Source organism: Streptomyces sp. NPDC007084 (assembly GCF_040703595.1).
Lineage (GTDB): Bacteria > Actinomycetota > Actinomycetes > Streptomycetales > Streptomycetaceae > Streptomyces.
In genome coordinates this window covers 17,484-38,461 of sequence record NZ_JBEYFY010000010.1, presented here as the reverse complement: position 1 = coordinate 38,461, position 20,978 = coordinate 17,484, and the positions used below count along the sequence as shown (strand labels likewise).

General features: G+C 73.6%; 18 protein-coding genes. 6 read left to right on the top strand and 12 right to left on the bottom strand.

Annotated features, from left to right (window positions below; genetic code table 11):
• Positions 1-82: 82 nt before the first annotated feature.
• The 3 genes from AB0912_RS11710 to AB0912_RS11700 are packed head-to-tail and all read right to left on the bottom strand — an operon-like array spanning position 83 to position 2,234.
• The gene (locus tag AB0912_RS11710) at positions 83-988 is read right to left on the bottom strand and encodes a phosphotriesterase (protein WP_366698284.1); all 906 of its coding nucleotides are present in this window, start codon (positions 986-988) and stop codon (positions 83-85) included.
• A gap of 38 nt (positions 989-1,026) precedes the next feature.
• Positions 1,027-1,611, bottom strand: coding sequence for a DUF4865 family protein (locus AB0912_RS11705; protein WP_366698282.1), 585 nt, complete (start codon positions 1,609-1,611; stop codon positions 1,027-1,029).
• Positions 1,612-1,622: 11 nt separating this feature from the next.
• Positions 1,623-2,234, bottom strand: coding sequence for a TetR/AcrR family transcriptional regulator (locus tag AB0912_RS11700; protein ID WP_366698280.1), 612 nt, complete (start codon positions 2,232-2,234; stop codon positions 1,623-1,625).
• Between the two features lie 284 nt (positions 2,235-2,518).
• Between AB0912_RS11700 and AB0912_RS11695 the strand changes: the two genes are divergently transcribed.
• The 3 genes from AB0912_RS11695 to AB0912_RS11685 all read left to right on the top strand — a co-directional run bounded on the left by AB0912_RS11695 (position 2,519) and on the right by AB0912_RS11685 (position 6,236).
• Complete coding sequence (locus AB0912_RS11695; RefSeq protein WP_366698278.1) at positions 2,519-2,824, top strand: SHOCT domain-containing protein; 306 nt, start codon at positions 2,519-2,521, stop codon at positions 2,822-2,824.
• Entirely contained in the window at positions 2,821-3,606 is a 786-nt protein-coding gene (locus AB0912_RS11690) for an ABC transporter ATP-binding protein (RefSeq protein ID WP_366698276.1), read from the top strand. Before AB0912_RS11695 ends, AB0912_RS11690 begins: the two co-directional genes overlap by 4 nt.
• A 68-nt stretch (positions 3,607-3,674) precedes the next feature.
• Positions 3,675-6,236, top strand: coding sequence for an FtsX-like permease family protein (locus AB0912_RS11685; RefSeq protein ID WP_366698526.1), 2,562 nt, complete (start codon positions 3,675-3,677; stop codon positions 6,234-6,236).
• A gap of 209 nt (positions 6,237-6,445) precedes the next feature.
• Here the strand turns inward: AB0912_RS11685 and AB0912_RS11680 are convergent, their stop codons facing one another.
• Complete coding sequence (locus AB0912_RS11680; protein WP_366698274.1) at positions 6,446-6,988, bottom strand: ATP-binding protein; 543 nt, start codon at positions 6,986-6,988, stop codon at positions 6,446-6,448.
• 206 nt (positions 6,989-7,194) lie between these two features.
• Entirely contained in the window at positions 7,195-7,518 is a 324-nt protein-coding gene (locus AB0912_RS11675; RefSeq protein ID WP_366698272.1) for a hypothetical protein, read from the bottom strand.
• A 315-nt stretch (positions 7,519-7,833) separates the two neighbouring features.
• Between AB0912_RS11675 and AB0912_RS11670 the strand changes: the two genes are divergently transcribed.
• Positions 7,834-8,958 (top strand): PLP-dependent cysteine synthase family protein, encoded by a 1,125-nt coding sequence (locus AB0912_RS11670; protein WP_366698270.1) that lies wholly within the window; start codon positions 7,834-7,836, stop codon positions 8,956-8,958.
• Positions 8,959-9,189: 231 nt separating this feature from the next.
• Here AB0912_RS11670 and AB0912_RS11665 read toward each other — a convergent pair whose 3' ends face one another.
• Both AB0912_RS11665 and AB0912_RS11660 read right to left on the bottom strand, forming a co-directional pair.
• Positions 9,190-9,669 (bottom strand): SRPBCC family protein, encoded by a 480-nt coding sequence (locus AB0912_RS11665; protein ID WP_366698268.1) that lies wholly within the window; start codon positions 9,667-9,669, stop codon positions 9,190-9,192.
• 105 nt (positions 9,670-9,774) lie between these two features.
• Complete coding sequence (locus tag AB0912_RS11660; RefSeq protein ID WP_366698266.1) at positions 9,775-10,605, bottom strand: DeoR/GlpR family DNA-binding transcription regulator; 831 nt, start codon at positions 10,603-10,605, stop codon at positions 9,775-9,777.
• A gap of 404 nt (positions 10,606-11,009) precedes the next feature.
• Here AB0912_RS11660 and AB0912_RS11655 point away from each other — a divergent pair, with 404 nt between their 5' ends.
• Positions 11,010-13,286 (top strand): hypothetical protein, encoded by a 2,277-nt coding sequence (locus tag AB0912_RS11655; protein ID WP_366698524.1) that lies wholly within the window; start codon positions 11,010-11,012, stop codon positions 13,284-13,286.
• On the opposite strand, the gene AB0912_RS11650 is transcribed toward AB0912_RS11655, so the two are convergent.
• The 4 genes from AB0912_RS11650 to AB0912_RS11635 all read right to left on the bottom strand — a co-directional run bounded on the left by AB0912_RS11650 (position 13,256) and on the right by AB0912_RS11635 (position 18,120).
• Complete coding sequence (locus AB0912_RS11650) at positions 13,256-15,682, bottom strand: right-handed parallel beta-helix repeat-containing protein (protein WP_366698264.1); 2,427 nt, start codon at positions 15,680-15,682, stop codon at positions 13,256-13,258. The genes AB0912_RS11655 and AB0912_RS11650 overlap by 31 nt on opposite strands.
• A 171-nt stretch (positions 15,683-15,853) precedes the next feature.
• The gene (locus AB0912_RS11645) at positions 15,854-16,459 is read right to left on the bottom strand and encodes a hypothetical protein (protein WP_366698262.1); all 606 of its coding nucleotides are present in this window, start codon (positions 16,457-16,459) and stop codon (positions 15,854-15,856) included.
• 359 nt (positions 16,460-16,818) lie between these two features.
• Entirely contained in the window at positions 16,819-17,643 is an 825-nt protein-coding gene (locus tag AB0912_RS11640) for an MOSC N-terminal beta barrel domain-containing protein (protein WP_366698260.1), read from the bottom strand.
• A gap of 45 nt (positions 17,644-17,688) precedes the next feature.
• Positions 17,689-18,120, bottom strand: coding sequence for a DUF6643 family protein (locus AB0912_RS11635; RefSeq protein ID WP_366698258.1), 432 nt, complete (start codon positions 18,118-18,120; stop codon positions 17,689-17,691).
• Between the two features lie 290 nt (positions 18,121-18,410).
• Between AB0912_RS11635 and AB0912_RS11630 the strand changes: the two genes are divergently transcribed.
• Complete coding sequence (locus AB0912_RS11630; RefSeq protein ID WP_366698256.1) at positions 18,411-19,760, top strand: TerD family protein; 1,350 nt, start codon at positions 18,411-18,413, stop codon at positions 19,758-19,760.
• Positions 19,761-19,776: 16 nt separating this feature from the next.
• On the opposite strand, the gene AB0912_RS11625 is transcribed toward AB0912_RS11630, so the two are convergent.
• A complete protein-coding gene (locus tag AB0912_RS11625) occupies positions 19,777-20,952 on the bottom strand; it encodes a glycosyltransferase (protein WP_366698254.1) in 1,176 nt (391 codons plus the stop codon).
• Between the last annotated feature and the right edge of the window lie 26 nt (positions 20,953-20,978).

Here is a 20,978-nt window from a genome sequence, read left to right as displayed (position 1 = left end):
CTCACGGCGCCTGATCGGGCCGAGCGCGAGGCCGGGCCGGGAACGCCGGGCCACCGCGGCGGCCCGGCCCCCCCCCATTCGCTCAGGAACCCCACGCCACCGCGAAGGCGCGTCCCGGGTTGCCGGTGAGGATCCGGTCCACCAGGTCCTTTCCCACGGCGTGTTCGAGCCGGGGGCGGACGCGGCGCAGCAGATACGGCATGCCCGGACCGCCGTCGACCGACCGGGCCGCCGCGGTCGTCGTGTCGCCCCCGAGCAGCAGCCGGTCCCCGAACCCCGCCTCGGCCAGGGCGCGTACGGCGTCCGGCATCCGCCAGTCCGTGGCGTGATGGGCGCGCGAGGGACCGTCGAAGGCGAGGAAGGCGCCCGCCTCGGCGGCCTCGCGCTGCACCACCAAGTCCGGTGAACGGTTCAGGTGCCCGAGGATCACCCGGTGCGGCGGCACCCCCAACTCCCCGCACAGCAGGTCGAGTACGTCCAGCGCCCCGGTGCCCAGCTCCAGGTGGACCGCGATCGGCGCGCCGGTGGCGTGATGGGCCTCGGCCGCCGCCGTCATCGTCCAGCGGGCGTGCGCGTCCACCGCGTGGAACCCGCCGGCCACCTTGATCAGCCCGGCGCGGACACCGGACGTCCCGATGCCGGAGGTGAGTTCGGAGACGAACAGAGCCGCCAGCTTCCCGCGCAGCCGGCGCGGCAACTCCGGTGAGTAGTGGACGGCTTGGTGCAGCCCGGTCGCCGCCACGATGTGGACCCCGGTGTCCCGGGCGACCAGCGGCAGGTCCGCCGCGCGCCGGCCCAGTCCGTACGGGGTCCACTGGACCACGCTGCCGCCGCCCTCGGCGCGGAACGCGGCGAGTTCGGCCCGCGCGGCGGACGCGTCCCGCAGTTCCTGGCCCGGCAGCCGGGGGCTGCCGAAGAAGACGTGGTCGTGCGCGTCGCACACCCCGAGGTCCTGGGGCGGCAGGTCCCCGAGAACCGTACGCACCATCGCCGCCCCGAGCACCGAACTGGCGGTCGCCGCCCCGGTCACCACTGCCGGCCCCGCGGCAGCGACCCCCGTTCCGGCTCGGACAGGTGGAGCACCTGGAAGACCTCGCCGGACGCCTTGGGGGAGGAGCCGGACCAGAGCGAGAAGTGGACGATCTCCCAGTGCCGGGCATCGACGGCGGCCGCCGCGCCCACCACCCCGTCCAGGGACGCCAGCCGCTTGGTCTCCCGTACCGCCTCCTCCATCGCCTCCGTCAACTCGACGCCCTCCGGGACGGGTTGACGCCGACGGACCGCCACCTCGGCCGGTGAGCCCGCGGCGCCGCCGTCCTCGTAGGCGAGTCCGGTCCAGTGCTGCACGACCGGGCGGCCGAAATCGTTCACCAGACCCTGGAACGGCCCTCCCCAGAGGAAGGAGTTCATGCCCTCGACGGTGTTCCACAGGTAGAACGGCGCGTACTGGTTGACCGGCGAGCCGTCCACCCCGCGCTCGCGCATCAGATACGCCTTGAAGCCCAGGCCGTCCCACGAGTCGAGCAGATGGCCGAGCCGGGCCACGCGGTCGCGGATCACGGTCATGTCGTAGTCGGCGGGAAGCGTGACCTCGTACTGGATCGCATGCATGGGCGGAGTCCTCAGCTCTGGTCGGTGTCGGAATCGGTACGGGCGGTGAGAGAGGCCGGAGCCAGCAGGGCGAGCAGGCCCCGGACCCCGGCGTCGAAGGCGGCAGGAGAACCCGAGGCGCGCGCCAGCACATAACCGCCCTGCACGGTGGTGAGGATCGTCGCGGCGATCTCGTCCGCGTCGAGCGACGGCCCGAACTGCCCCTGTTCCTTGCCCTCTTCGACGAGCGAGGCCAGCCGGCCACGCAGCCAGGCGAGCGTCTCGTCGACCGGCGCCCGCAACGCGTCGTCGGCGATCACGTCCGGGTCCATCGTGAGCCGCCCCACGGGACAGCCGCGCAGCACCTCGCGCTCACGGGTCAGATAGGCCTTGATGCGCTCGTACGGGGTGCCGGGGGAGTCGAGAGCCCTCTCCGCCGCTCCCCGCAGCTCGGTCGCGGTGCGTCGGATCGCGGCCAGCGCCAGATCGGGCTTGCCGCGGAAGTGGTGGTACATGCTGCCCTGCCCGGCACCCGCGCGATCCAGGATCGCCTTGGGGCTGGTGCCCACGTATCCGCGCTCCCACAGCAACTCGCGCGTGGACTCGATCAGTCGGTCCGCTGTATCCATGCGAGCACTGTACATACCAGTAGGTACAGAGGTCTAGACGGGCCGGGAGGAGCCGCCGACGGGCCCCGGCGCGGGCGGTATCCGCCGGACGGCATCCGGCAGGTAGCAGATAGCAGGGGGCAGGGGGCGGCGAGAGGCGGGCGAAGCAGGCGCGGGTGCCCCGTGTACTCCCCGGGAGGTACGCGGACGGCCGCTGGCCGTACGACGACTCGGGCCCCCTCCCGGAGCCAGTCTCGAAGCATCACCCGATTCCGAAGATCCCGCGCGAGGGCGCGGCCCCACCGAGGAGATGACCCGAGATGCAGACCCTGGCGAACTGGGACGGCGGCCCCGGCCCGTGGATCCTGTTCTTCCCGCTGATCTGGGCGGCCGTCGTGCTCGGCGTGGTGACCGTCCTGCGGCGCACCGCGTTCCGGGGCCGCCGCGGTCCGTGGCGGGCCGTCGGCGGCTTCGGTCCGGGCGACCCCCGTCCGACGGGCGACTCGCCGATCGCCGTGCTCGGCCGGCGCTTCGCCTCCGGGGAGATCGACGAGGACGAGTACTGGCGCCGGCTGTCTGTCCTGGACGAGCAGTTCGGCCGTACCGGCAAGGGCGGCGCGGCGTGACGGCGGCGACCGCCACCCGCGACGCGGCCCGGGTCGCCGACGCCGTGAAGGTGTACGGCAGCGGCGACACGGCCGTACGGGCCCTGGACGGGGTGAGCGTCGGGTTCCCAGCCGGCCGCTTCACCGCGATCATGGGGCCGTCCGGCTCCGGCAAGTCCACCCTGATGCACTGTGCCGCGGGCCTGGACACCCTCACCTCCGGAGCCGCGTACATCGGCGATACCGAACTCGGCGCGCTCGACGACCGCCGGCTGACCCTGCTGCGCCGGGACCGCGTCGGATTCGTCTTCCAGGCGTTCAACCTGATCCCGACGCTCACCGTCGCGGAGAACATCACCCTGCCGCTGGATCTCGCCGGCACCGGCGGCTCCCGTGACCGGCTCGACGCGCTCATCGACGCGGTCGGCCTGCGCGACCGGCTGCACCACCGTCCGAGCGAACTGTCCGGTGGGCAGCAGCAACGCGTGGCCGTGGCACGGGCGTTCGCCGGCCAGCCCGACGTCGTCTTCGCCGACGAACCCACCGGCAACCTCGACTCCCGCTCCGGCCAGGAGGTGCTGGACCTCCTCGGCGGGACAGTGCGCCGTACGGGCCGCACCGTCGTCATGGTCACGCACGACCCGGTCGCCGCCGCCCACGCCGACGAGGTGCTCTTCCTCGCGGACGGGCGCCTGGTCGACCGGATGGCGGACCCGACGGCCGACAGGGTCCTCGACCGCATGAAGGCCTTCGACGCGTATGAGACCCACGGCGCCTCCGACGGAGAGGCGGCCCCGGTATGAGAACCGGCACGAACGCCAGCACGAAAACCGGCATGAACACCGGCACGAACACCCGCACGAAAGCCGGAATGAACGCCGCGCTGCGCCTCGGCGCCTCGGCGCTGCGCGCCCACCGACGGCGCTTCGCCGGCACGTTCCTCGCGGTGTTCCTCGGCGTGGCGTTCCTGGCCGGCACGCTCGTCATGGGCGACACCCTGCGCGCCGGGTTCGACACGATGTTCGGCAACGCGACCAAGGGCACCGACGCCGTGGTCCGCAGCGCCGACACCATCACCACACCGGGGCAGAGCCAGGGCGTACGCAGCCCCGTCGCCACCCGCCTGGCGCGAACCCTCGAACACGTGCCGGGCGTCGCCGCCGCCGTGCCCGACATCGAGGGCGCCGGCCAGCTCGTCGGCGCCGACGGCGAACCGGTCGGCGGCCAGGGCCCGCCCACCCTCGCGGGCAACTGGATCGACGACCCCCGGCTCAACGCCTACCGGCTCGCGGAGGGGCGGGCGCCCGCCAGGACCGGCGAGGTCGTCGTCAACCGCGGCGCCGCGAAGAGGGGCCACCTCGCGATCGGGGACACGACCGTCCTGCGCACACCGGACCCCGTACGGGTGACGATCGTGGGCCTCGCGACCTTCGGCGGCGAGGACGGCATGGCCCAGGTGACGTTCACCGGCATGACACAGGCCGACGCGGAGAAGTACCTGACCGCGCGACCCGGCCAGGCCGCCGGCATCCGCGTGCGGGCGGCTCCCGGAGTCGGCCGGCACGAGCTGGTGGCCGGCCTGACTCCCGTACTGCCCAAGGGAGTCGAGGCCATCACCGGCGAGGAGTTCGCGCGGGAGAACACCGACATGATCTCCAGCCAGTTCCTGACCCTCTTCACCACGCTGCTGCTCGTCTTCTCCGGGATCGCGCTCCTCGTGGCGACCTTCTCCATCCACAACACCTTCGCCATCGTCGTCACCCAACGCACCCGCGAGAACGCCCTGTTGCGCGCCCTCGGCGCCTCCCGCCGCCAGGTCACCGTCTCAACCCTGGCCGAGGCGAGCGTCGTCGCCGTGACGGCCTCGGCGGCCGGACTCGCCGGGGGCGTCGGGATCGCGGCAGGACTCCAGGAGCTGTTCCCGGCCATCGGATTCCCCTTCCCCGACGGCGACTTGGTGATCAGCGTCCTGTCCATGCTGCTGCCGCTCGCGGTCGGCGTCGTGGTCTGCCTCGCCTCCGCGCTGCCGCCCGCCGCGCGGGCCGGACGCACCGCGCCCCTCGCCGCGCTGCGGGAGTCCGCCGTGGACGAGTCCGGCGCCTCCCGGGGACGCGCGATCACCGGCGGGGGACTGGCCGCCCTCGCCGTGACGGTCACCCTGACCGGGGTCCTGATGGCCCCGTCGCTGTGGCTCGCCGGGCTCGGGGCGCTGCTCGCCCTCGCCGCGTTCGTGGTCCTCGGCCCCGTGGCCTCCTCCACCGCCGTACGCGTCCTCGGCGCCCCGCTCGCCCGACTGCGCGGTGTCACCGGCGCACTCGCCCGGCGCAACGCGCTGCGCAGCCCCCGGCGTACGGCCGCCACGGCGGGCGCCCTGATGATCGGCGTCGCCGTCGTCGCGCTCTTCACCGTGTTCGGCGCCTCGCTCAAGGCCACCATGGACCAGACCGTCTCCCGCTCCTTCGCGGGCGACATCGCCGTCAGCGCGCCCTCGTTCGGCGCGGGCGGCAGCGGACTGAGCCCCCGACTCGCCCCCGCCCTCGCGCGCGAACCGGTCGTCGAGCACGCCGTGGGGCTCGGCAAGGGCATCGCCGAAGTCAACGGCAAGGGACGGGCGTTGACCGTCACCGACCCGGTCGCCCTCGCCACGGTTCTCGATCTCGGCGACGTGCGCGGCTCGTTGGCCCGCCTCGGCACCGACGGCATCGCCGTCACCCGCGAGGAGGCCGGCAAACAGCACCTCGCGACCGGCGACACGGCCCAACTCGCCTTCACCGACGGCCGGAAGGAGAAGTTCACCGTCCGCGCCGTCTACGGGCGCTCGGAACTCGCGGGCGACTACCTCATCACCCGCGCCGCCTGGGCGCCGCACCGAACCCAGGACTCCGACACCCTCGTGGCCGTCTCCCTGAAGGACGGCGTGAGCACGGACCGGGGCACGGCCGCCGTACGCCGGGTCGCCGAACGGTACGGCAGCCCCGAGGTGCAGACCCGTGACGCGTACGCCCGCTCGTCCGCCTCGGGCATCGACATGATGCTGACCCTGGTCTACGCGCTGCTCGCCCTCGCGGTCCTCATCGCACTGCTGGGCATCGCCAACACGCTGACACTCGCGACACACGAACGCACCCGCGAGATCGGGCTCCTGCGGGCCGTCGGGCAGACCCGGGCGCAACTGCGCGCCATGGTCCGCTGGGAGTCGGTCCTCGTCGCCGCCTTCGGCACGGCGGGCGGTCTCGCCCTCGGCGCCTTCCTCGGCTGGGTGCTGGTGAAGGCCTCGGACGGAACGTCCGACACCGCCTTCGCCTTCGCGGTCCCGCCGCTCCGGCTCGCCGTGGTCGCCCTGGTGGGCCTCGCGGCGGGAGCCATCGCGGGCCTGCGCCCGGCCCGGCGGGCGGCGCGCCTGGACGTCCTGCGCGCCATCGCCACCGAGTGATCCCACGGGGTTCGCAACTGATCCCGCCGGCCACGTACATGGTCGCGCCGGGCCCGCGTCCGAACCCGCCGGACACGTGCCCGATCCCGTCGGGCCTGTACGTGAACCCGCAGGCCACGTACCCGGTCCCGCCGGTTCCGTACGTGATCCCGTCGGGCCCGTACGACGTCCGTGACCGGGCGGCGTACGCGACGGAGGTCACCGCCCGGTCAGCCGGCAACGGCCGACCGGGCGGGAGCGTGTTCCGGCCTGAGGGCGTCGATGCCGACATCGACACCGACGGCATCGACGGTCTGCCGCAGCGAGGCCTCGCCGGAGATCTCGTACGGGGAGCGGAGGGCGGACGCCACGACGGGCGCCTTCGCCGGAAGGGTGAACCAGACGACCTTGCCCGCGTCACCGTCGGGCCGCACCCCCCAGTTCTCGGCCATCGCGGCGACCATGGCGAGGCCGCGTCCGCAGGTGGCGCCGGGGCCGGCCTCCCGTATCTCGGGAAGCCGTGGATCGTGGTCGCGCACCGAGACCGTGAGGGTGTCGAGCAGCAGCTCGATCTTCACGGTGCACTGTTTGTCGGGCCGGGCGTGCAGATGGACGTTGGTCAGCAACTCGGTGACGCCGAGCGCGGCCCGGTCTATCAAGGGGTCCAGATGCCAGTAGCGCAACTGCGCAGAGACGATTCTGCGGACCTGGCCGATCCGCGACGGCAGGGCTTGGAGCTCCACCGCGCAATGCCTGCTTGGCTGGCTGATCACGGCTGCGACTCCCCGAATTGAGGTCCGGAAGAAGACGGAGATCGGATCCAGCAGGGCGGCCGAGTGGAACGCCGCCTGCTGTGGTGACCGGCGGGCTGGTTCACAGCGTTATCGCCGGTAGACCCAGAGTAGTGATGTGGAATCAGAGTGACCCAGGGGGCGCCGTCCCGCAACTCGCGGTGCCCCGCGGGCCGTCGTGGACCGCCTCAGCGGCCGTGTCCCGCCGCCCTGCGGACCGCCTCGATGAAGCGGCGTGCCGAGGGCGGCCCCGGCTTGCCGGGCGCCGGATCGCGCTCGCCGAGAGTGAGCGAGTAGCGGGTGCCGTTCAGATCCGCCGAGGCCCGGTCCCCGTGCGCGAACCAGGGCTTCGACGCCCGCACCGCCCGCACCGGGGCGCTGTCGATCTCGCTGCCGTAACTGGTGAGCAACTGCAGCCTGCCGTCGCTGATCCGGACCTGTCCGGCTCGGGTGAGCGAGCGCAGCCGCTTCCCGATCCGCACGCCCGTCGCCGTGAACTCCGGCTCCGCCATGCCGCTCCGCCCCCTCGCGCTCTCCGGCTCTGCCCGGTCGTGGTTCCCGGTGTCCGTGCCCGGCGGGGCGATCGCCCCGAGGGGCAGTCTGCCCGCAGGCGCCGCCCGGCACCAGTGCGCATCGCGGGGGCGCTCGGGGCGTCGGCAGCACGGGCCGGTTGCGCCCCCTCGGCGGTGCCCGGGCCCCGTCCCCAGGGGTGCCTTTGGGGCGCCCAAAGGTGTGTTTATGCAGGTGAGAAGCGTGCGGAAGGTGTTTATGATCGAAGTGTCCGACCGGTTCAGCGGCGTCGGCACCACGCGAACAGGAGCCCTGCCGTGAGCACTCCCCAGCAGACCCGGACCGGCGCGACCCTCGACGTCGACCGTACCGACGAGGGCTACCGGAAGTGGCTGAAAGACGCCGTCCGCAAGGTCCAGGCCGACGCCAACCGCTCCGCGGACACCCACCTGCTCCGCTTCCCGCTGCCCGAGGCCTGGGGCATCGACCTGTATCTGAAGGACGAGTCGACCCACCCCACCGGCAGCCTCAAGCACCGGCTCGCCCGCTCCCTGTTCCTGTACGGCCTGTGCAACGGATGGATCCGCCCCGACCGCCCGGTGATCGAGGCGTCCAGCGGCTCGACCGCCGTCTCCGAGGCCTACTTCGCGGGGCTCATCGGCGTGCCCTTCATCGCCGTCATGCCCCGCACCACGAGCCCCGAGAAGTGCCGGCTCATCGAGTTCCACGGCGGGCGCTGCCACTTCGTGGACGACTCGCGCCGGATGTACGAGGAGGCCGCCGCCCTCGCGGTGGAGACCGGCGGCCACTACATGGACCAGTTCACCTACGCGGAGCGCGCCACGGACTGGCGCGGGAACAACAACATCGCCGAATCCATCTTCCGCCAGCTGGAGTTGGAGCGGTTCCCGGTGCCCGCGTGGATCGTCGCCACGGCCGGGACCGGCGGCACGTCCGCGACCCTCGCGCGCTACGTGCACTACATGCAGGCGGACACCCTGATCTGTGTGGCCGACCCGGAGAACTCCTGTTTCTTCGAGGGCTGGACCACCGGCGACCCGGACGTGACCTGCGACTGCGGTTCGCGGATCGAGGGCATCGGCCGGCCGCGAATGGAGCCCAGCTTCGTGCCGGGCGCCATCGACCGCATGATGAAGGTCCCCGACGCGGCCTCCGTCGCCGCGGTGCGCGCCCTGGAGCAGGCCATCGGCCGCAAGGCGGGCGGCTCGACCGGCACCGGCCTGTGGAGCGCCCTGAAGATCGTCGCCGAGATGGTGGCCGAGGGCCGCACCGGAAGCGTGGTGACGCTGCTGTGCGACCCCGGCGACCGCTATCTCGACAAGTACTACTCGGACTCCTGGCTGGAGGAACAGGGGCTGGACATCGCCCCGTACACGGAGGCGATCAGCTCGCTGCTGCACACGGGCGTCTGGCCGGACTGAGGCGCGGCCGGGCCCGCCCGCGCGGACCCCTCTGGTCGGGAGCCCCTGCTCATGCGGCCCATTGCTCATGCGGGCGCCTGCTCATGCGTGCCCTGCTCATGCGTGCCCTGCTCATGCGGGCCCCTGTCCACGCGGCTCCTGCTCGGGCGCCGCGCCCCCCGTCCAGGCGGCCCCTGCCCGGCCGGGCTTCTGCCCCGCCCGGAGCCCAACGGCCAGGTGGGCGCGCCGGTGTCAGGCCGGCGCGGATGCCAGGCGCCGGTCCAGCGCCGTGACCGCGTTACGGAAGGCGCGGCCCAGACCGGGCCGCGCGAGAGTGAGTCCCCCGCGGAACAGGGCCGTCCCGTCGGCGGCGAAGGTCCACTGGACCCGGGTGCCCCCGCCTGCGGGCGTCAGCCGCCACTCCTCGACCAGCGCGCGCATCCCGGGCGCGTTCGTGACGTCCGCCCGGTACGCGTACAGCCGGGGCGCCTCGGCGGCCAGGACCGTCTCCGCGAAGCGGGTGCCGCCGCGCAGCCGCACCTCGCGTCCGGTGCCGTCGCCGGTGGGCCGGGCCAGTGTCACCGCCGAGAACCAGTCGCTCCAGCCGGACACGTCCTCGGCGAGCGCCCGGAAGACCGCCTCGGGAGGCGCGGCCACCTCACGGGCGAACACCAGACGCACCGGAGCGGTCTCGGCGAAGTCGGGCCCTACCGGACGCAGACGGTGTGCCATGAGCGAACCCCCAGCGGGAACGAGTCCCGGTCGGCAACGATCGATGACCCGAAGCACCCCGAAGGCCTCCGGAGCCTCGGCAGCGACACCCTGGCTGGCGGCCCGTCAGATGTCTGTATCGTCCTCGGGCTCACCGGCCACGACGAGGCGCCGCAGGTGTTCCGCGATCTCCGCGCGGGCCTCCGCCGGGAGCCCCCCGTCGGTCACCAGCGTGTCGACCTGCTCCAGCGCGGCGAACGAACTCAAGCCCACCGTGCCCCACTTGGTGTGGTCGGCGACCACGACGACCCGGCGCGCGGACTGCACGAGGCGCCGGTTGGTCTCCGCCTCCGCCAGGTTCGGCGTCGACAGGCCCGCTTCCGGCGATATGCCGTGCACCCCGAGGAAGAGGACGTCGAAGTGCAGCGTCGCGATGGCCTGGTCGGCAACCGGCCCCACGAGCGAGTCGGACGGCGTACGGACACCGCCGGTGAGGACCACCGTGGCGCCACCCTGGCGCTGGCCGGAGGTGCGCTGCGCGGAGTGGAACACGTCCGCCACCCGCACCGAGTTGGTGACGACCGTCAGATCCGGGACGTCCAGGAGCCGGTGGGCCAGCGCGTATGTCGTCGTGCCGCCCGAGAGCGCGATCGCCGAACCCGGCGCGACCAGCTCGGCCGCGGCCCGCGCGATGTCCTCCTTGGCCGTCAGCTCCAGACCCGACTTGGCCTCGAAACCCGGCTCGTGCGTACTCGCCTCGGCCACCGGGACCGCGCCGCCGTGCACCTTCTCGACGGCACCCTGACGGGCCAGCGCGTCCAGGTCGCGGCGGACCGTCATGTCCGACACACCGAGCTTGCGCGTCAGTTCGTTGACCCGGACACCGCCGCGGCGGCGCACCTCGTCGAGGATCAGGGCGCGGCGCTGCTCCGCGAGGAGGTTCTGATTCTCACTCACGACCGCTCCGGTCCTTTCGCCGCTGGCTGCCCGACACTCCGACCGAACCCGCTCCCACGTGGACGTTCTCCTTGTCCGAGGTCTGGAGGAGGTCCCATCCTCGCACGGCGCGCCGACAGCCGCGCCACCGCCCGCACGCCCGTCGCGGCCCTTCCGGGCCGTCACTTTCACACGTATCGGGGAGATTCGGCGCGTACCCCTGTGCCGCGCGCACCCCAGCCGCGATCCTTGTGCCTGAACATGACACACGTGGCACACGTTGCCCGGGGGAGTGCCCAACCGTGGAACACACACCGGAACAGACCGCCGGCGCCGAGCCGCCCAGCGCCTTAGCGAGGCGCCGGGCGGACGACATCGCCCTGGAACTCCTCGTCCACGGGGTGGGCGGCGCCACACCCGAGGACATGCTGGACGACCCCCGCACCGTCCGGGTCACCGGCGACGCGACCGCGGCCGTCTACCGCCGCGCGGACGACGCCGACGCCGAGGAACACCCGCGGGCCGACCGCGCCGGCCCGGTGCGCGAGGCGTACGTGTGGTGCAACCTCACCTCCGGCAACGGCGCCCGCGCCCTCTGGCTCCTGCTGCTGCCCTTCATGGTCGTCAACCTCGCGCACTGGATGCGCCCGGCCTCCCGCCACCACCCGCGCACGGTACGCCTGTACGGGCTGCTCGTCCGGCTCGCCGGACTCACCCTCACCGTCCTGCTCGTCGCCGCCGCCTGCGAGGTGGCCCTCGACCTCGCCGCCTGGCAGTGCGCCGGCACGCGCGCGTGCGTCCGCAACCACTCCTGGCTCGGCTTCCTCTCCCCGGACCGCCCCGACCCCGGCTGGTGGAGCCAGCCGGGCCGCCGCCTCGCCCTGGCCGCCCTCGTACCCGCCGCGCTCACCGCCCTCCTCTGGTACCTCTCCCACCGCACCTGGAGCGCCTACGAGTCCCAGCAGCCCATGTCCCGCGAGGCCCGCCCCGGCGAGGAGACCGACGGCACCGCGCTCAGCCGCCCCGGCTTCTGGTACGGGCGCCGCCTGGTGGCCCGGCTGCGCGCCGCGCACACCGCCGCGGGCTTCCTCACCGTCGCCGCCGCCGTCGCCGCCCCGGCGACCCGCCACGACCGCGCGCCGGGCGGCCCCGCCCCGCTGGACGTCCTGGGCACCCTCCTGGACGCGGCCCTCGTGCTGGGCGCGGCCGTCGTCCTCGCGGTGGTCTGCCGCCGGGGCCGCAGCGAGCACCGGATCGACCGGCAGGGCGACCGGACGCTCGTCCGTCTGCTGCCCCAGGGCGCGATCCTGCTGCTCGCCCTCACCCTCGTGTACGCCTGCTGGTCGCGCCCCGAGTGGCAGGCGACCGGGCGTCTCCCCGGCGACGCCACCTTCGGCGGCCTCACCCTCGTCCAGGGCCTGTTGGTCATCGCGCTCGGCCTCGTCGCCCGCACCCTGTACCGCACCAACCCCGTGACCTGGGGCGGCCCGGGCACACCGGACGTTCCCCTCGACACCCGTACCGCGATGCGCGGCTTCGCCGGGCCCGCCGTCGCCATGCTCGCCTGCGCGCTGGGCGGCGTGATGTCCGGCGGGGTCTGCCAGCGCGTCGCCGACTGGCTCGACGGCACCCGGCACTCCATCCCCGGCCCGCCCGTCCTGCTCACCTGGCAGGCGTCCGCGATCCCGCCCCTGATCCTCGTGCTCCTCGCCGTCGTCGCCCGCCTGGGCCGGCGAACCCTGCGTCAGCGGCACCGCGAGGCGATCGCCGTCGAACGCGCCTACCCGGGCGAGCCGAAGGACACCACGCGCACCCGGCGCATCGCGAGCACCCGCGCGATGGCCGCCCTCACCGACCGCGCGCCGTTCGTCGTCGGCGTCCTCTCGTTCGCGACGCTGCTCCTCGGAGCCGGCGCCGTCGCCGGGGCGTTCGCCACCGGGGACACCCCGAGCGCCGCCGCGCGGGGCACCTACGCCCTCGTCCACGGCGCCGCCGAGACCGCCCAGGCCCTCGGCTCCTGGCTGATCGGACTTGGCTTCATACTCTTCGTCACCTGGGGGCGCCGCGCCTACAAGGACCCCGCCGCCCGCCGCACCATCGGCATCCTCTGGGACGTCGGCACCTTCTGGCCCCGCGCCGCCCACCCCTTCGCACCGCCCTGCTACGCCGAGCGCGCCGTCCCCGACCTCACCTGGCGCATGGCCACCTGGACCCGCGCCACCGGCGGACGGCTGGTGCTCTCCGGACACTCCCAGGGCAGCGTCCTGGCCGCCGCCGCGGCCTGGCAACTGCGGCCCGCCACCCGCCGGCGGATCGCGCTGCTCACCTACGGCTCCCCGCTGGAGCGCCTCTACGGGCGCTGGTTCCCGGCTCACTTCGGGCCCGCCGCCCTCGCCTCACTGCACCGCGAGGTCGCCTGCTGGCGCAACCTGTACCGCCCGACGGACCCCATCGGCGGCCCCGTCCGGCTGCCCGGCGACTGCGGCCCCGAGGTCGACCACGAACCCTTGACGGACCCGCTCGCCTACGGCCGCACCGAACGGCATCCACTGCCCGCACCGGTCCTCGGCCACTCCGACTACCAGGCGGACCCCGTCTTCGCGGCCGAGCGCGAACTGCTGCTGGCCCGGCTGCGGACCGACGTCCCCGGCCAGCGCCCCCACGGGAACGCTCAGGACAGCTCCGGCAGGTCCTCGGAGTAGAGCAGGGTCAGATCGTCCGTGCTCGGCTCGTCCAACTGGGCCACCCGGCCCGCGTGCCGCTCCACCATGGCCTCGAACGTCTGCCGGGCGGTCCGGCCGTTGCCGAACGCGGCGCCCTTCGGGATCGCCGTGAAGTACTTCAGCAGCGCCTCGGCGGCGCCCGGCCCGAGCCGGTACTCGTGCTCCTCGGCCTGCTGCTCCACGATGCGCAGCAGTTCGTCGGGGAGGTAGTCGTTGAAGGTGATGGTCCGTGAGAAACGCGACGCCACACCGGGGTTGACCGACAGGAACCGCTCCATCTCGGCGGTGTAACCGGCGACGATCACGACCACCGCTTCCCGGTGGTCCTCCATCAGCTTCACCAGGGTGTCGATGGCCTCGCGCCCGAAGTCGCGGCCCGAGTCCTCCGGCGACAGCGCGTACGCCTCGTCGATGAACAGCACGCCGCCGCGCGCCCGGTCGAACGCCTCCTGGGTGCGGATCGCGGTCGACCCGATGTGCTCACCGACCAGGTCCACCCGGGACACCTCGACCAGATGGCCCTTCTCCAGCACGCCCAGCGAGGCGAGGATCTCGCCGTACAGCCGGGCCACGGTCGTCTTGCCAGTGCCGGGGGAGCCGGTGAAGACCAGATGGCGCCGGGCGGACGCCGCCTTCAGCCCTGCCTGCTGTCGGCGCCGGCCCACCTCGATCATGTCGGTGAGGGCGCGGACCTCGCGCTTGACGTTCTCCAGGCCCACCAGCGCGTCCAGTTCACCGAGCACGGCCTTCGACGCGCGGGCCTCCGGGACGGGCTCCGGCTCGGCGACGAGCGGATCGCGCTCGGTGCCGCGCTGACCGGGGATCACCCCGAGGAGACTTCCCGGGGCACTCGACGTCTCGACGGCCGTCTCGTGCGCCGGGGTGCGCAGCCCCGTGCTCTCGTCGCTCGCGCAGTCCTCGACCACCGGACCGCCGCCGGGCGCGCCGCCGTCGGCGAACTCGTAGCCGCCGCGCGCGCACCGCTCCGTACGGCACTTGCGCAGGGTCGCGCGGCAGCCGTCGATCACATGGAAGCCGTAGCCCCCGCTGTCCGCCACACGGCAGTTGAGGAAGCTGCCGCGGCCGTCGGCCGACACATAGAAACCGGCCTCGGCGGGCGAGGTGACCGTGCAGCGCTCGATGGTCGGGTCGGCGCCCTTGGTGACGATCACGCCGGTCTGGGTGCCGTCCACGGTGCAGCCGGACAGCGTGCCGCCGCTGCCGTGGTCGCGGAACCAGGCTCCCGTGGCGGCGTCCCGGATACGGCAGTCGTCGAGCTGGGCGGTGGCGCCGTCGCTCACCGACACCGCCGTGTTGCGCACCTGGGAGATGTCGCTGTCCACGACGTCGGCGCGCGAACCCCGGTCGAGGACGAACAGCGCGTCCGGCACGTCGTGCACCCGGCAGGAGTCGAGCACCGCCGTCGCGCCGTCGCTCACCCACACCGCGGGGTAGTCGCCCGTGCTGTCGAAGATCTCGCACTGGTTGGCGTCCACGCGCGTGCCCGGGTCCCAGACCGACAGGCCGTTGCGCCCGAACTGCCGCACGGTGGTGCGGGTGAGCGTCAGCACGGACCGGGACCGCAGGTCCACCGCGTTCTCGGGGATGTCGTGGATGCGGCAGTCGGCGAGCGTGAGCACCGCGTCGGTGTCCAGGGTGACGCCGTCGGCGGTAGTGCGGTGCACATCGCAGTCCGTGAGGTGGGCGGTGGCCCGCGCGGTGACCTGCACCCCGGACCCCTTGACCTCGTACACCTCGCAACCCACCGCCTCCAGCGAGGAGTTCTCCCCCGTCGCCGACAGGCCCGCGCCGGAGGCGTGGTGCACCCGGCAGCGCTCAAGACGCGGATGCCCGCCCCCGCGGACGAGGATGCCCGACTGGCCGGCCGCGACGATCTCGCACTCCTCGAACACCCCGCCGCCGCCGTCCAGTACGGCGATGCCGACGCCCGCCGGGTTGTCGACGGTGCAGCGGCGCACGGTCGGGCGGGCGCCGCCGCGCACCTCGATCCCGGCCGCCGAGCGCGTGACGATCCGCACGTCCAGCAGTTCCGGGGTGCCCTCCTCGACGAGCAGCGCGGGCGCCGCCGAGTCCTGGCCCTCCACGTGCAGGTCCTGGACCACGGCCGAGGCGCGGACGGTCAGCGGCACACCGTCGACCGGCGCGATGCGCACGGAGCCGGGCGAGCCCTCGGGGCCGCGCAGGGTCACCGCGCGCTGCACCACCAGGTTCTCCCGGTAGGTGCCCGGAGCGACCGTGAGGACGTCACCATCCGCCGCGGCCTCCAGGGCGGCGGCCAGCGATACGTACTCACCCGTGCGGCGCCGCCACCGCGAGGTTCCGGTGTGCGTCACCTGGACCGTGCCCTGTGCCATGGCGCTGTCGTGCCCCCACCTCGTCGTACGCGGGTCCTGCGAGGCCTTGCTGATACCCCGTCGGCGGGGATACTGCCCCTGCCGGACAGCCTCTCATGACGGTGCGGGTCAGCGCGGCCGGTCCACCGTAGCGTGCGCCGGCGGGGCCGGTTGACCGTGGCCGGCGGGCCGTCAGCTTCCGGTGCCCGCCTTGCCCCAGTCGGGACCGGCCTTGTCCCAGGCTCTGTCCCAGTGCGCGTACCGCCGGCGGACCAGATGCCACAGGACCAGGCGTCTCGCGCACTCCACGCAGCCCGCGGTGAGCACGGCCGCGCCGAAACCGGCAAGGACGGCGTGCGTCGTGGCGGTGGCGCCGTCCAGCGGGCGGCCCACCAGCCGGCCGTGCCGGTCGGTCCAGAGGCCGAAGTGGGCTCCGGGACGCGGTGACTTGAGGAGGGTGACGACGACACCGCGCTGCCGGCTGCCGTCCGGCGCCGTCCAGTCGGCTATGACGCGGGTACGGGTGTCCCGCGCCGTCGAGGTCTCGGGGTCGGGCTGGACGGAGCTGTGGGAGAGCGCCCTGACGACGGTGGCGGTCACCTGGTGGCGGTCGGCTCGCTGGTGCCGCACCGCCTGTTGCAGGGCGTGGTCGGCGGAGGTGCCGACGGCGGTCCCGACGAGGGGCGCTCCGAAGGCGATGACCAGGAGGGCGGCCAGGGCGAGCCAGGCCTCGACGAGATCCGTCGTGCGGCGCAGCGGATTGTGCCGCCAGCGCCAGAGTCCGATGACCGAACGCACCGTCCATCACCCCCTTCCGCGTCCGTGATAACCCCCTGCCGGGCCGTTCACGCGGAAAGCGGCGGAAGAGAGAGCGACATCACCCCTCCCGCGAGGCCTTCCGCGAACGGTCCCGCACGCCGTCAACGATCCGGCCCGCGGCCGGGGTTCCCGTCCGGCCAGCCTCCGGTGAGGACTTCGGTGAGGACTCCGGTGAGGACTTCGGCGGGTGCTTCTGCCGGGGCCTTCTGCGGGGCCGGGCCGCGCCGGCCGTTCGAGGACCATCAGCAGGCCGCGCCGGCCGTTCGAGGACGATGAGCAGGCCGCGCGGGCTCTTCGAGGACCGTGAGCGGCCCCGCGGGCTTGAGCGGGCCGGCGGGCTATTCGAGGATCGTGACCGGGTCGCCGACGCGCAGTGTGCCGCGCGACTCGGGGACGAGGTTCTGCCCGAAGACCAGCTTGCCGCCGATGCGGCGGTGCCGGGCGAGCGTGCGCAGGGGTTCCTTGCCGCGCCGGGCGCTGTCCTGGTCGGTGGTGGTGACCACACATCTGCCGCACATCTTGGCGACGCGGAAGGTGACCTCTCCGATGGCGATCCGGGACCAGCCGTCCTCGGCCCAGGCATCGGTTCCGGACACGACGGCGTTCGGCCGGAAGCGGGTCATGGGCAGCGGGCCCTCGTCGGGATGGTCGCCCCGGGCGATCAGCGCGTTCAGGGCGTCGAGGGAGCCCAGGGTGGTGACGAGGAGCGGATAGCCGTCCGCGAAGCTGACCGTCTCACCGGGCAGCGCGAACCGCGGGTCCACGGGCCGGCGGACGGCGGGATCGTCCATGTGGGCCAGACGTACGCCGGCGCCCAGATGGGCACTGCACCAGGCGTGGGCGGCGGCGTCGGCGAGCACCGCCTCCACCTTGTCCCCGAAGATCTCCACCGTGGTCGTACCGACCGGATCGGGCACGGGGACGGTCACCGGACCGAGACCCTCGGCGGACAGCCGCAGACCGCCGCCCGGCATCGCCTCGGCGGCGGCCAGCGCCATACGCGGCTGCTCGCGCTGTGTGACGACCTTTCCCCCGTCGTCGATCACGACCCAGCGCCGGTCCCCGGCCAGCCCCCAGGGCTCCACCACGGCCTCCCGGGGCGACTGGGCCCGGAACGCCTTGACCGGATGGACGTGGATCGAGTGCAGTACCGCGTTCCCCATGACCGCCATGGTGCCAGCAGGCACCGACAATCCAGCGCGAAGGGGTCAGTACCCGCGGTACTGCTGACCGTTGTAGGGGTCCTGGTACGGGGTGGGCGTGGGCCGGGGAGCGGCGGGCCGCATCGCCTCGTAGCCCGTGTTGCCCGGCACCGGGCGGGGCTGCTGCGGCTGCGGACCGGGGTAGCCGCGCGGTGCGCCCGCCTGCTGCGGGATGTACGGCGAGGGGGCCTGGTGCAGCGGAGCGGGCTGCGGGGCCTGCTGGTAGCCGTACGAGGAGGCCTGGTGCGAGGGGCCGGCCGGCAGGGCGGGGAGCGCGGACGGCAGTGCGGGGAGGTGGCTGCCCGAGTCGTACGCGGCGGGAACGCGAATCGGGGCGATCTGAGGGGTGCCCCGCTCGGCGACGAGGGAGTCGTAGATCGGGGTGTCCTGGAAGGCGGAGTAGTAACCGCCGCCATAGGTGGAGCGGGGGGAGGTCATGGCACATAAGTTAAGCCCACGATGTGCTGGTTGGGGAGACCGATAAGAGGGTTGTTTTCCGTGTCCGCAGTGACCCGCTGTCCCCAATGCGAGCGAACTCGGCAAAAAAGGACGCCAAAGCGGGTTCAGATCGTGTAAAGGGCGAGTTCCTAGCGGGTTACCGGCAGTTGGCCGCCGATCTTCCGGTGCGCGCCGGGGGAGTTCGGCGGGCCGGGGGATTAGGTTGGGAACGGAGCCGGCGGCCGCCCCGGGGCCGGACCCGGCGCGGAAAAGACGCGATGGGGGCGCACATGAGCATGTCCAAGGGATCGAACGTTCCTGTCCCGACGAGCGCGCTGCGGGTGGAGCTGGGCTGGCGGCCCGGCCCCGGGGCACCCGACGCGGACGCCTCCGCGCTGCTGCTCGTCAACGGCAGAGTCCGCTCGGACGGCGACTTCGTCTTCTACAACCAGCCGGCGCACTCCTCCGGTGCCGTCCGACACGAGGGCAAGCAGGCCGCCGGCGGCCAGGTGACCGACGTCCTGCACGTCGATCTGCCGCGCGTGGAGCCCGCCGTGGAGAAGGTGGTCCTGGCCGCCTCCGCGGACGGCGGCTCCTTCGGACGCGTCCCCGGCCTGTACATCCGGGTGCTCGACGCCCGCGCCGGCACGGAGATCGCCCGCTTCGACAGCACCGACGCCACCGTGGAGACCGCCTTCGTGCTCGGCGAGTTCTACCGCCGCCAGGGCGCCTGGAAGTTCCGCGCCGTCGGCCAGGGCTACGACAGCGGCCTCGAAGGACTGGCCACCGACTACGGCATCACCGTGGACGAACCGCAGCACGCGCCACCCGCGCCCGCCCCTCCGTCGCCCGCCACCCGGGTGCAGGGACCGCCGCCGCCCACGGCCCCGCCGGTCACCGCGCCGCCGGTCGCGCCCCCGCCGGCCGCCCCGCCCGTCACCATGCCCCCGCCGCAGGCTCCGCCCGCGAACCCCTGGCAGCCCGCCGCACCCGTGGCGCCGGTGCGCCTCAGCAAGGTGACGCTCACCAAAGAGGCGCCCTCCGTCTCGCTCAGCAAGCAGGGCGGCACCTCCGGCGCCATGCGCGTGAACCTCAACTGGCAGGTGCGCAAGCAGTTCTCGGGGTGGGGCAGCAAGCGGGGCCGGGCCGTCGCCCAGCACGCCGACCTCGACCTCGACCTGTGCGCCCTGTACGAACTGAGCGACGGCCGCAAGGGAGTCGTCCAGGCCCTCGGCAACGCCTTCGGCGCCCTGCACCAGCCGCCGTACATCCACCTCGACGGCGACGACCGCACCGGAGCCGTGGACACCGGCGAGAACCTCACCATCAACCTCGACCACAAGCGCGACTTCCGCCGCATCCTCATCTTCGTCACCATCTACGAGGGCGCCCGCTCCTTCGCCGACCTGCACGCCACCGTGACCCTCCAGCCGCTCAACGGCGCCCCGATCGACTTCTCGCTCGACGAGTGCACGGTCCCCTCCACCGTCTGCGCCCTCGCCCTCATCTCCCACGACGGCGGCGACCTCGTCGTCCAGCGCGAGGCCCGGTACCTGATCCCGGAGCGCGGTGTCAGCCCCCAGCGCACCATCGACCACGCCTACGGCTGGGGCATGAACTGGACACCCGGCCGGAAGTGACCGGCCGCGCCGCCGGTCAGCTCTCGTCGAGGGCGGTGCCGGGCCGCGCGTAGGTGCGGCCCTTCCAGGCGGCCCCGCGGCCCCGGTAGTGCTGCACCGCGGAGTCGACCGTCATGAGGAGATAGAGGAACGCCGTGACCGGCAGCAGGGGAGCGAGCCACAGGGGCTGCCGGTAGTAGCGGAGCATCGGCAGATACGTCACTGTCATCACCGACCAGGCGAGGGCGCCGGCCAGTGCCGCCCACCCGGTCCCGGTCGCGAGCCCCGCCACCAGCGCGGCCGGCGGGACGAGATAGACCAGGGCGAGCCCGGCGACCGTCCCGGCGAGCAGCGCCGGACTGTGCCGGAGCTGGGCGTAGGCGCTGCGCGCGACCATGCGCCACAGATCGCGCAGCCGGGGATAGGGGCGCACGCTGTCCACCCGCTCGGCGAGCCCGAGCCAGATCCGGCCGCCACCGCGCTTGACCGCCTTGGCGAGCGCCACGTCGTCGATGACGGCGTGCCGGATCGCGTCCGGGATCCGCGCCCGCTCGGCGGCGTCCGCGCGCAGCAGCACACAGCCGCCCGCGGCAGCGGCCGTCCGCGACCCGGGCACCGCGATCCGGCGGAACGGGTAGAGCTGGGCGAAGAAGTAGACGAACGCCGGCACCACCAGCCGCTCCCACACGCTCTCCACGCGCAGCCGGGCCATCAGGGAGACCAGGTCGAAACCGCCCGTCCGGGCCGCCGCCACCAGCTCCCGCAGGCTGCCCGGCTCATGGGCGATGTCGGCGTCGGTCAGCAGCAGGTACTCGGGTTCCCGCGCGCGGGCCAGACCGATGCCGTGGCGCACCGCCCACAGCTTGCCGGTCCAGCCGGCGGGGGGTTCGCCGGGCGAGCCGACGGTCAGCGGCAGACCGCCGTGCCGCCGGGCCAGCTCGCGGGCCAGCTCACCGGTACCGTCCGAGCTTCCGTCGTCCACCAGGAAGACCTCGGCCCGCCCCGGATAGTCCTGGGCGAGCAGCGACGGCAGGCTGGCGGGCAGCACGGCCGCCTCGTCCCGGGCTGGCACCACCACACAGACGAAGGGCCACTCGGCCGGCTCCACGCGCGCGGGCAGCCGCATGTCCGTACGCCAGAAGAAGCCCTGGCAGAGCAGCAGCCACAGCCACGCGGCCAGCGATCCGACGGCGATCCACACGAGGGCGCTCACCCGCCGCAGTCTGCCCCACCACGGCG

Bases quoted from the DNA above. Each gene is read 5' to 3' on its own strand.
- AB0912_RS11655 (WP_366698524.1), top strand. From the start codon at position 11,010: ATGCTGGACGACCCCCGCACCGTCCGGGTCACCGGCGACGCGACCGCG.
- AB0912_RS11635 (WP_366698258.1), bottom strand. From the start codon at position 18,120: ATGACCTCCCCCCGCTCCACCTATGGCGGCGGTTACTACTCCGCCTTC.
- AB0912_RS11665 (WP_366698268.1), bottom strand. From the start codon at position 9,669: ATGGCACACCGTCTGCGTCCGGTAGGGCCCGACTTCGCCGAGACCGCT.
- AB0912_RS11630 (WP_366698256.1), top strand. From the start codon at position 18,411: ATGAGCATGTCCAAGGGATCGAACGTTCCTGTCCCGACGAGCGCGCTG.
- AB0912_RS11640 (WP_366698260.1), bottom strand. From the start codon at position 17,643: ATGGGGAACGCGGTACTGCACTCGATCCACGTCCATCCGGTCAAGGCG.
- AB0912_RS11650 (WP_366698264.1), bottom strand. From the start codon at position 15,682: ATGGCACAGGGCACGGTCCAGGTGACGCACACCGGAACCTCGCGGTGG.
- AB0912_RS11700 (WP_366698280.1), bottom strand. From the start codon at position 2,234: ATGTACAGTGCTCGCATGGATACAGCGGACCGACTGATCGAGTCCACG.
- AB0912_RS11685 (WP_366698526.1), top strand. From the start codon at position 3,675: ATGAACGCCGCGCTGCGCCTCGGCGCCTCGGCGCTGCGCGCCCACCGA.
- AB0912_RS11705 (WP_366698282.1), bottom strand. From the start codon at position 1,611: ATGCATGCGATCCAGTACGAGGTCACGCTTCCCGCCGACTACGACATG.
- AB0912_RS11695 (WP_366698278.1), top strand. From the start codon at position 2,519: ATGCAGACCCTGGCGAACTGGGACGGCGGCCCCGGCCCGTGGATCCTG.
- AB0912_RS11675 (WP_366698272.1), bottom strand. From the start codon at position 7,518: ATGGCGGAGCCGGAGTTCACGGCGACGGGCGTGCGGATCGGGAAGCGG.
- AB0912_RS11710 (WP_366698284.1), bottom strand. From the start codon at position 988: ATGGTGCGTACGGTTCTCGGGGACCTGCCGCCCCAGGACCTCGGGGTG.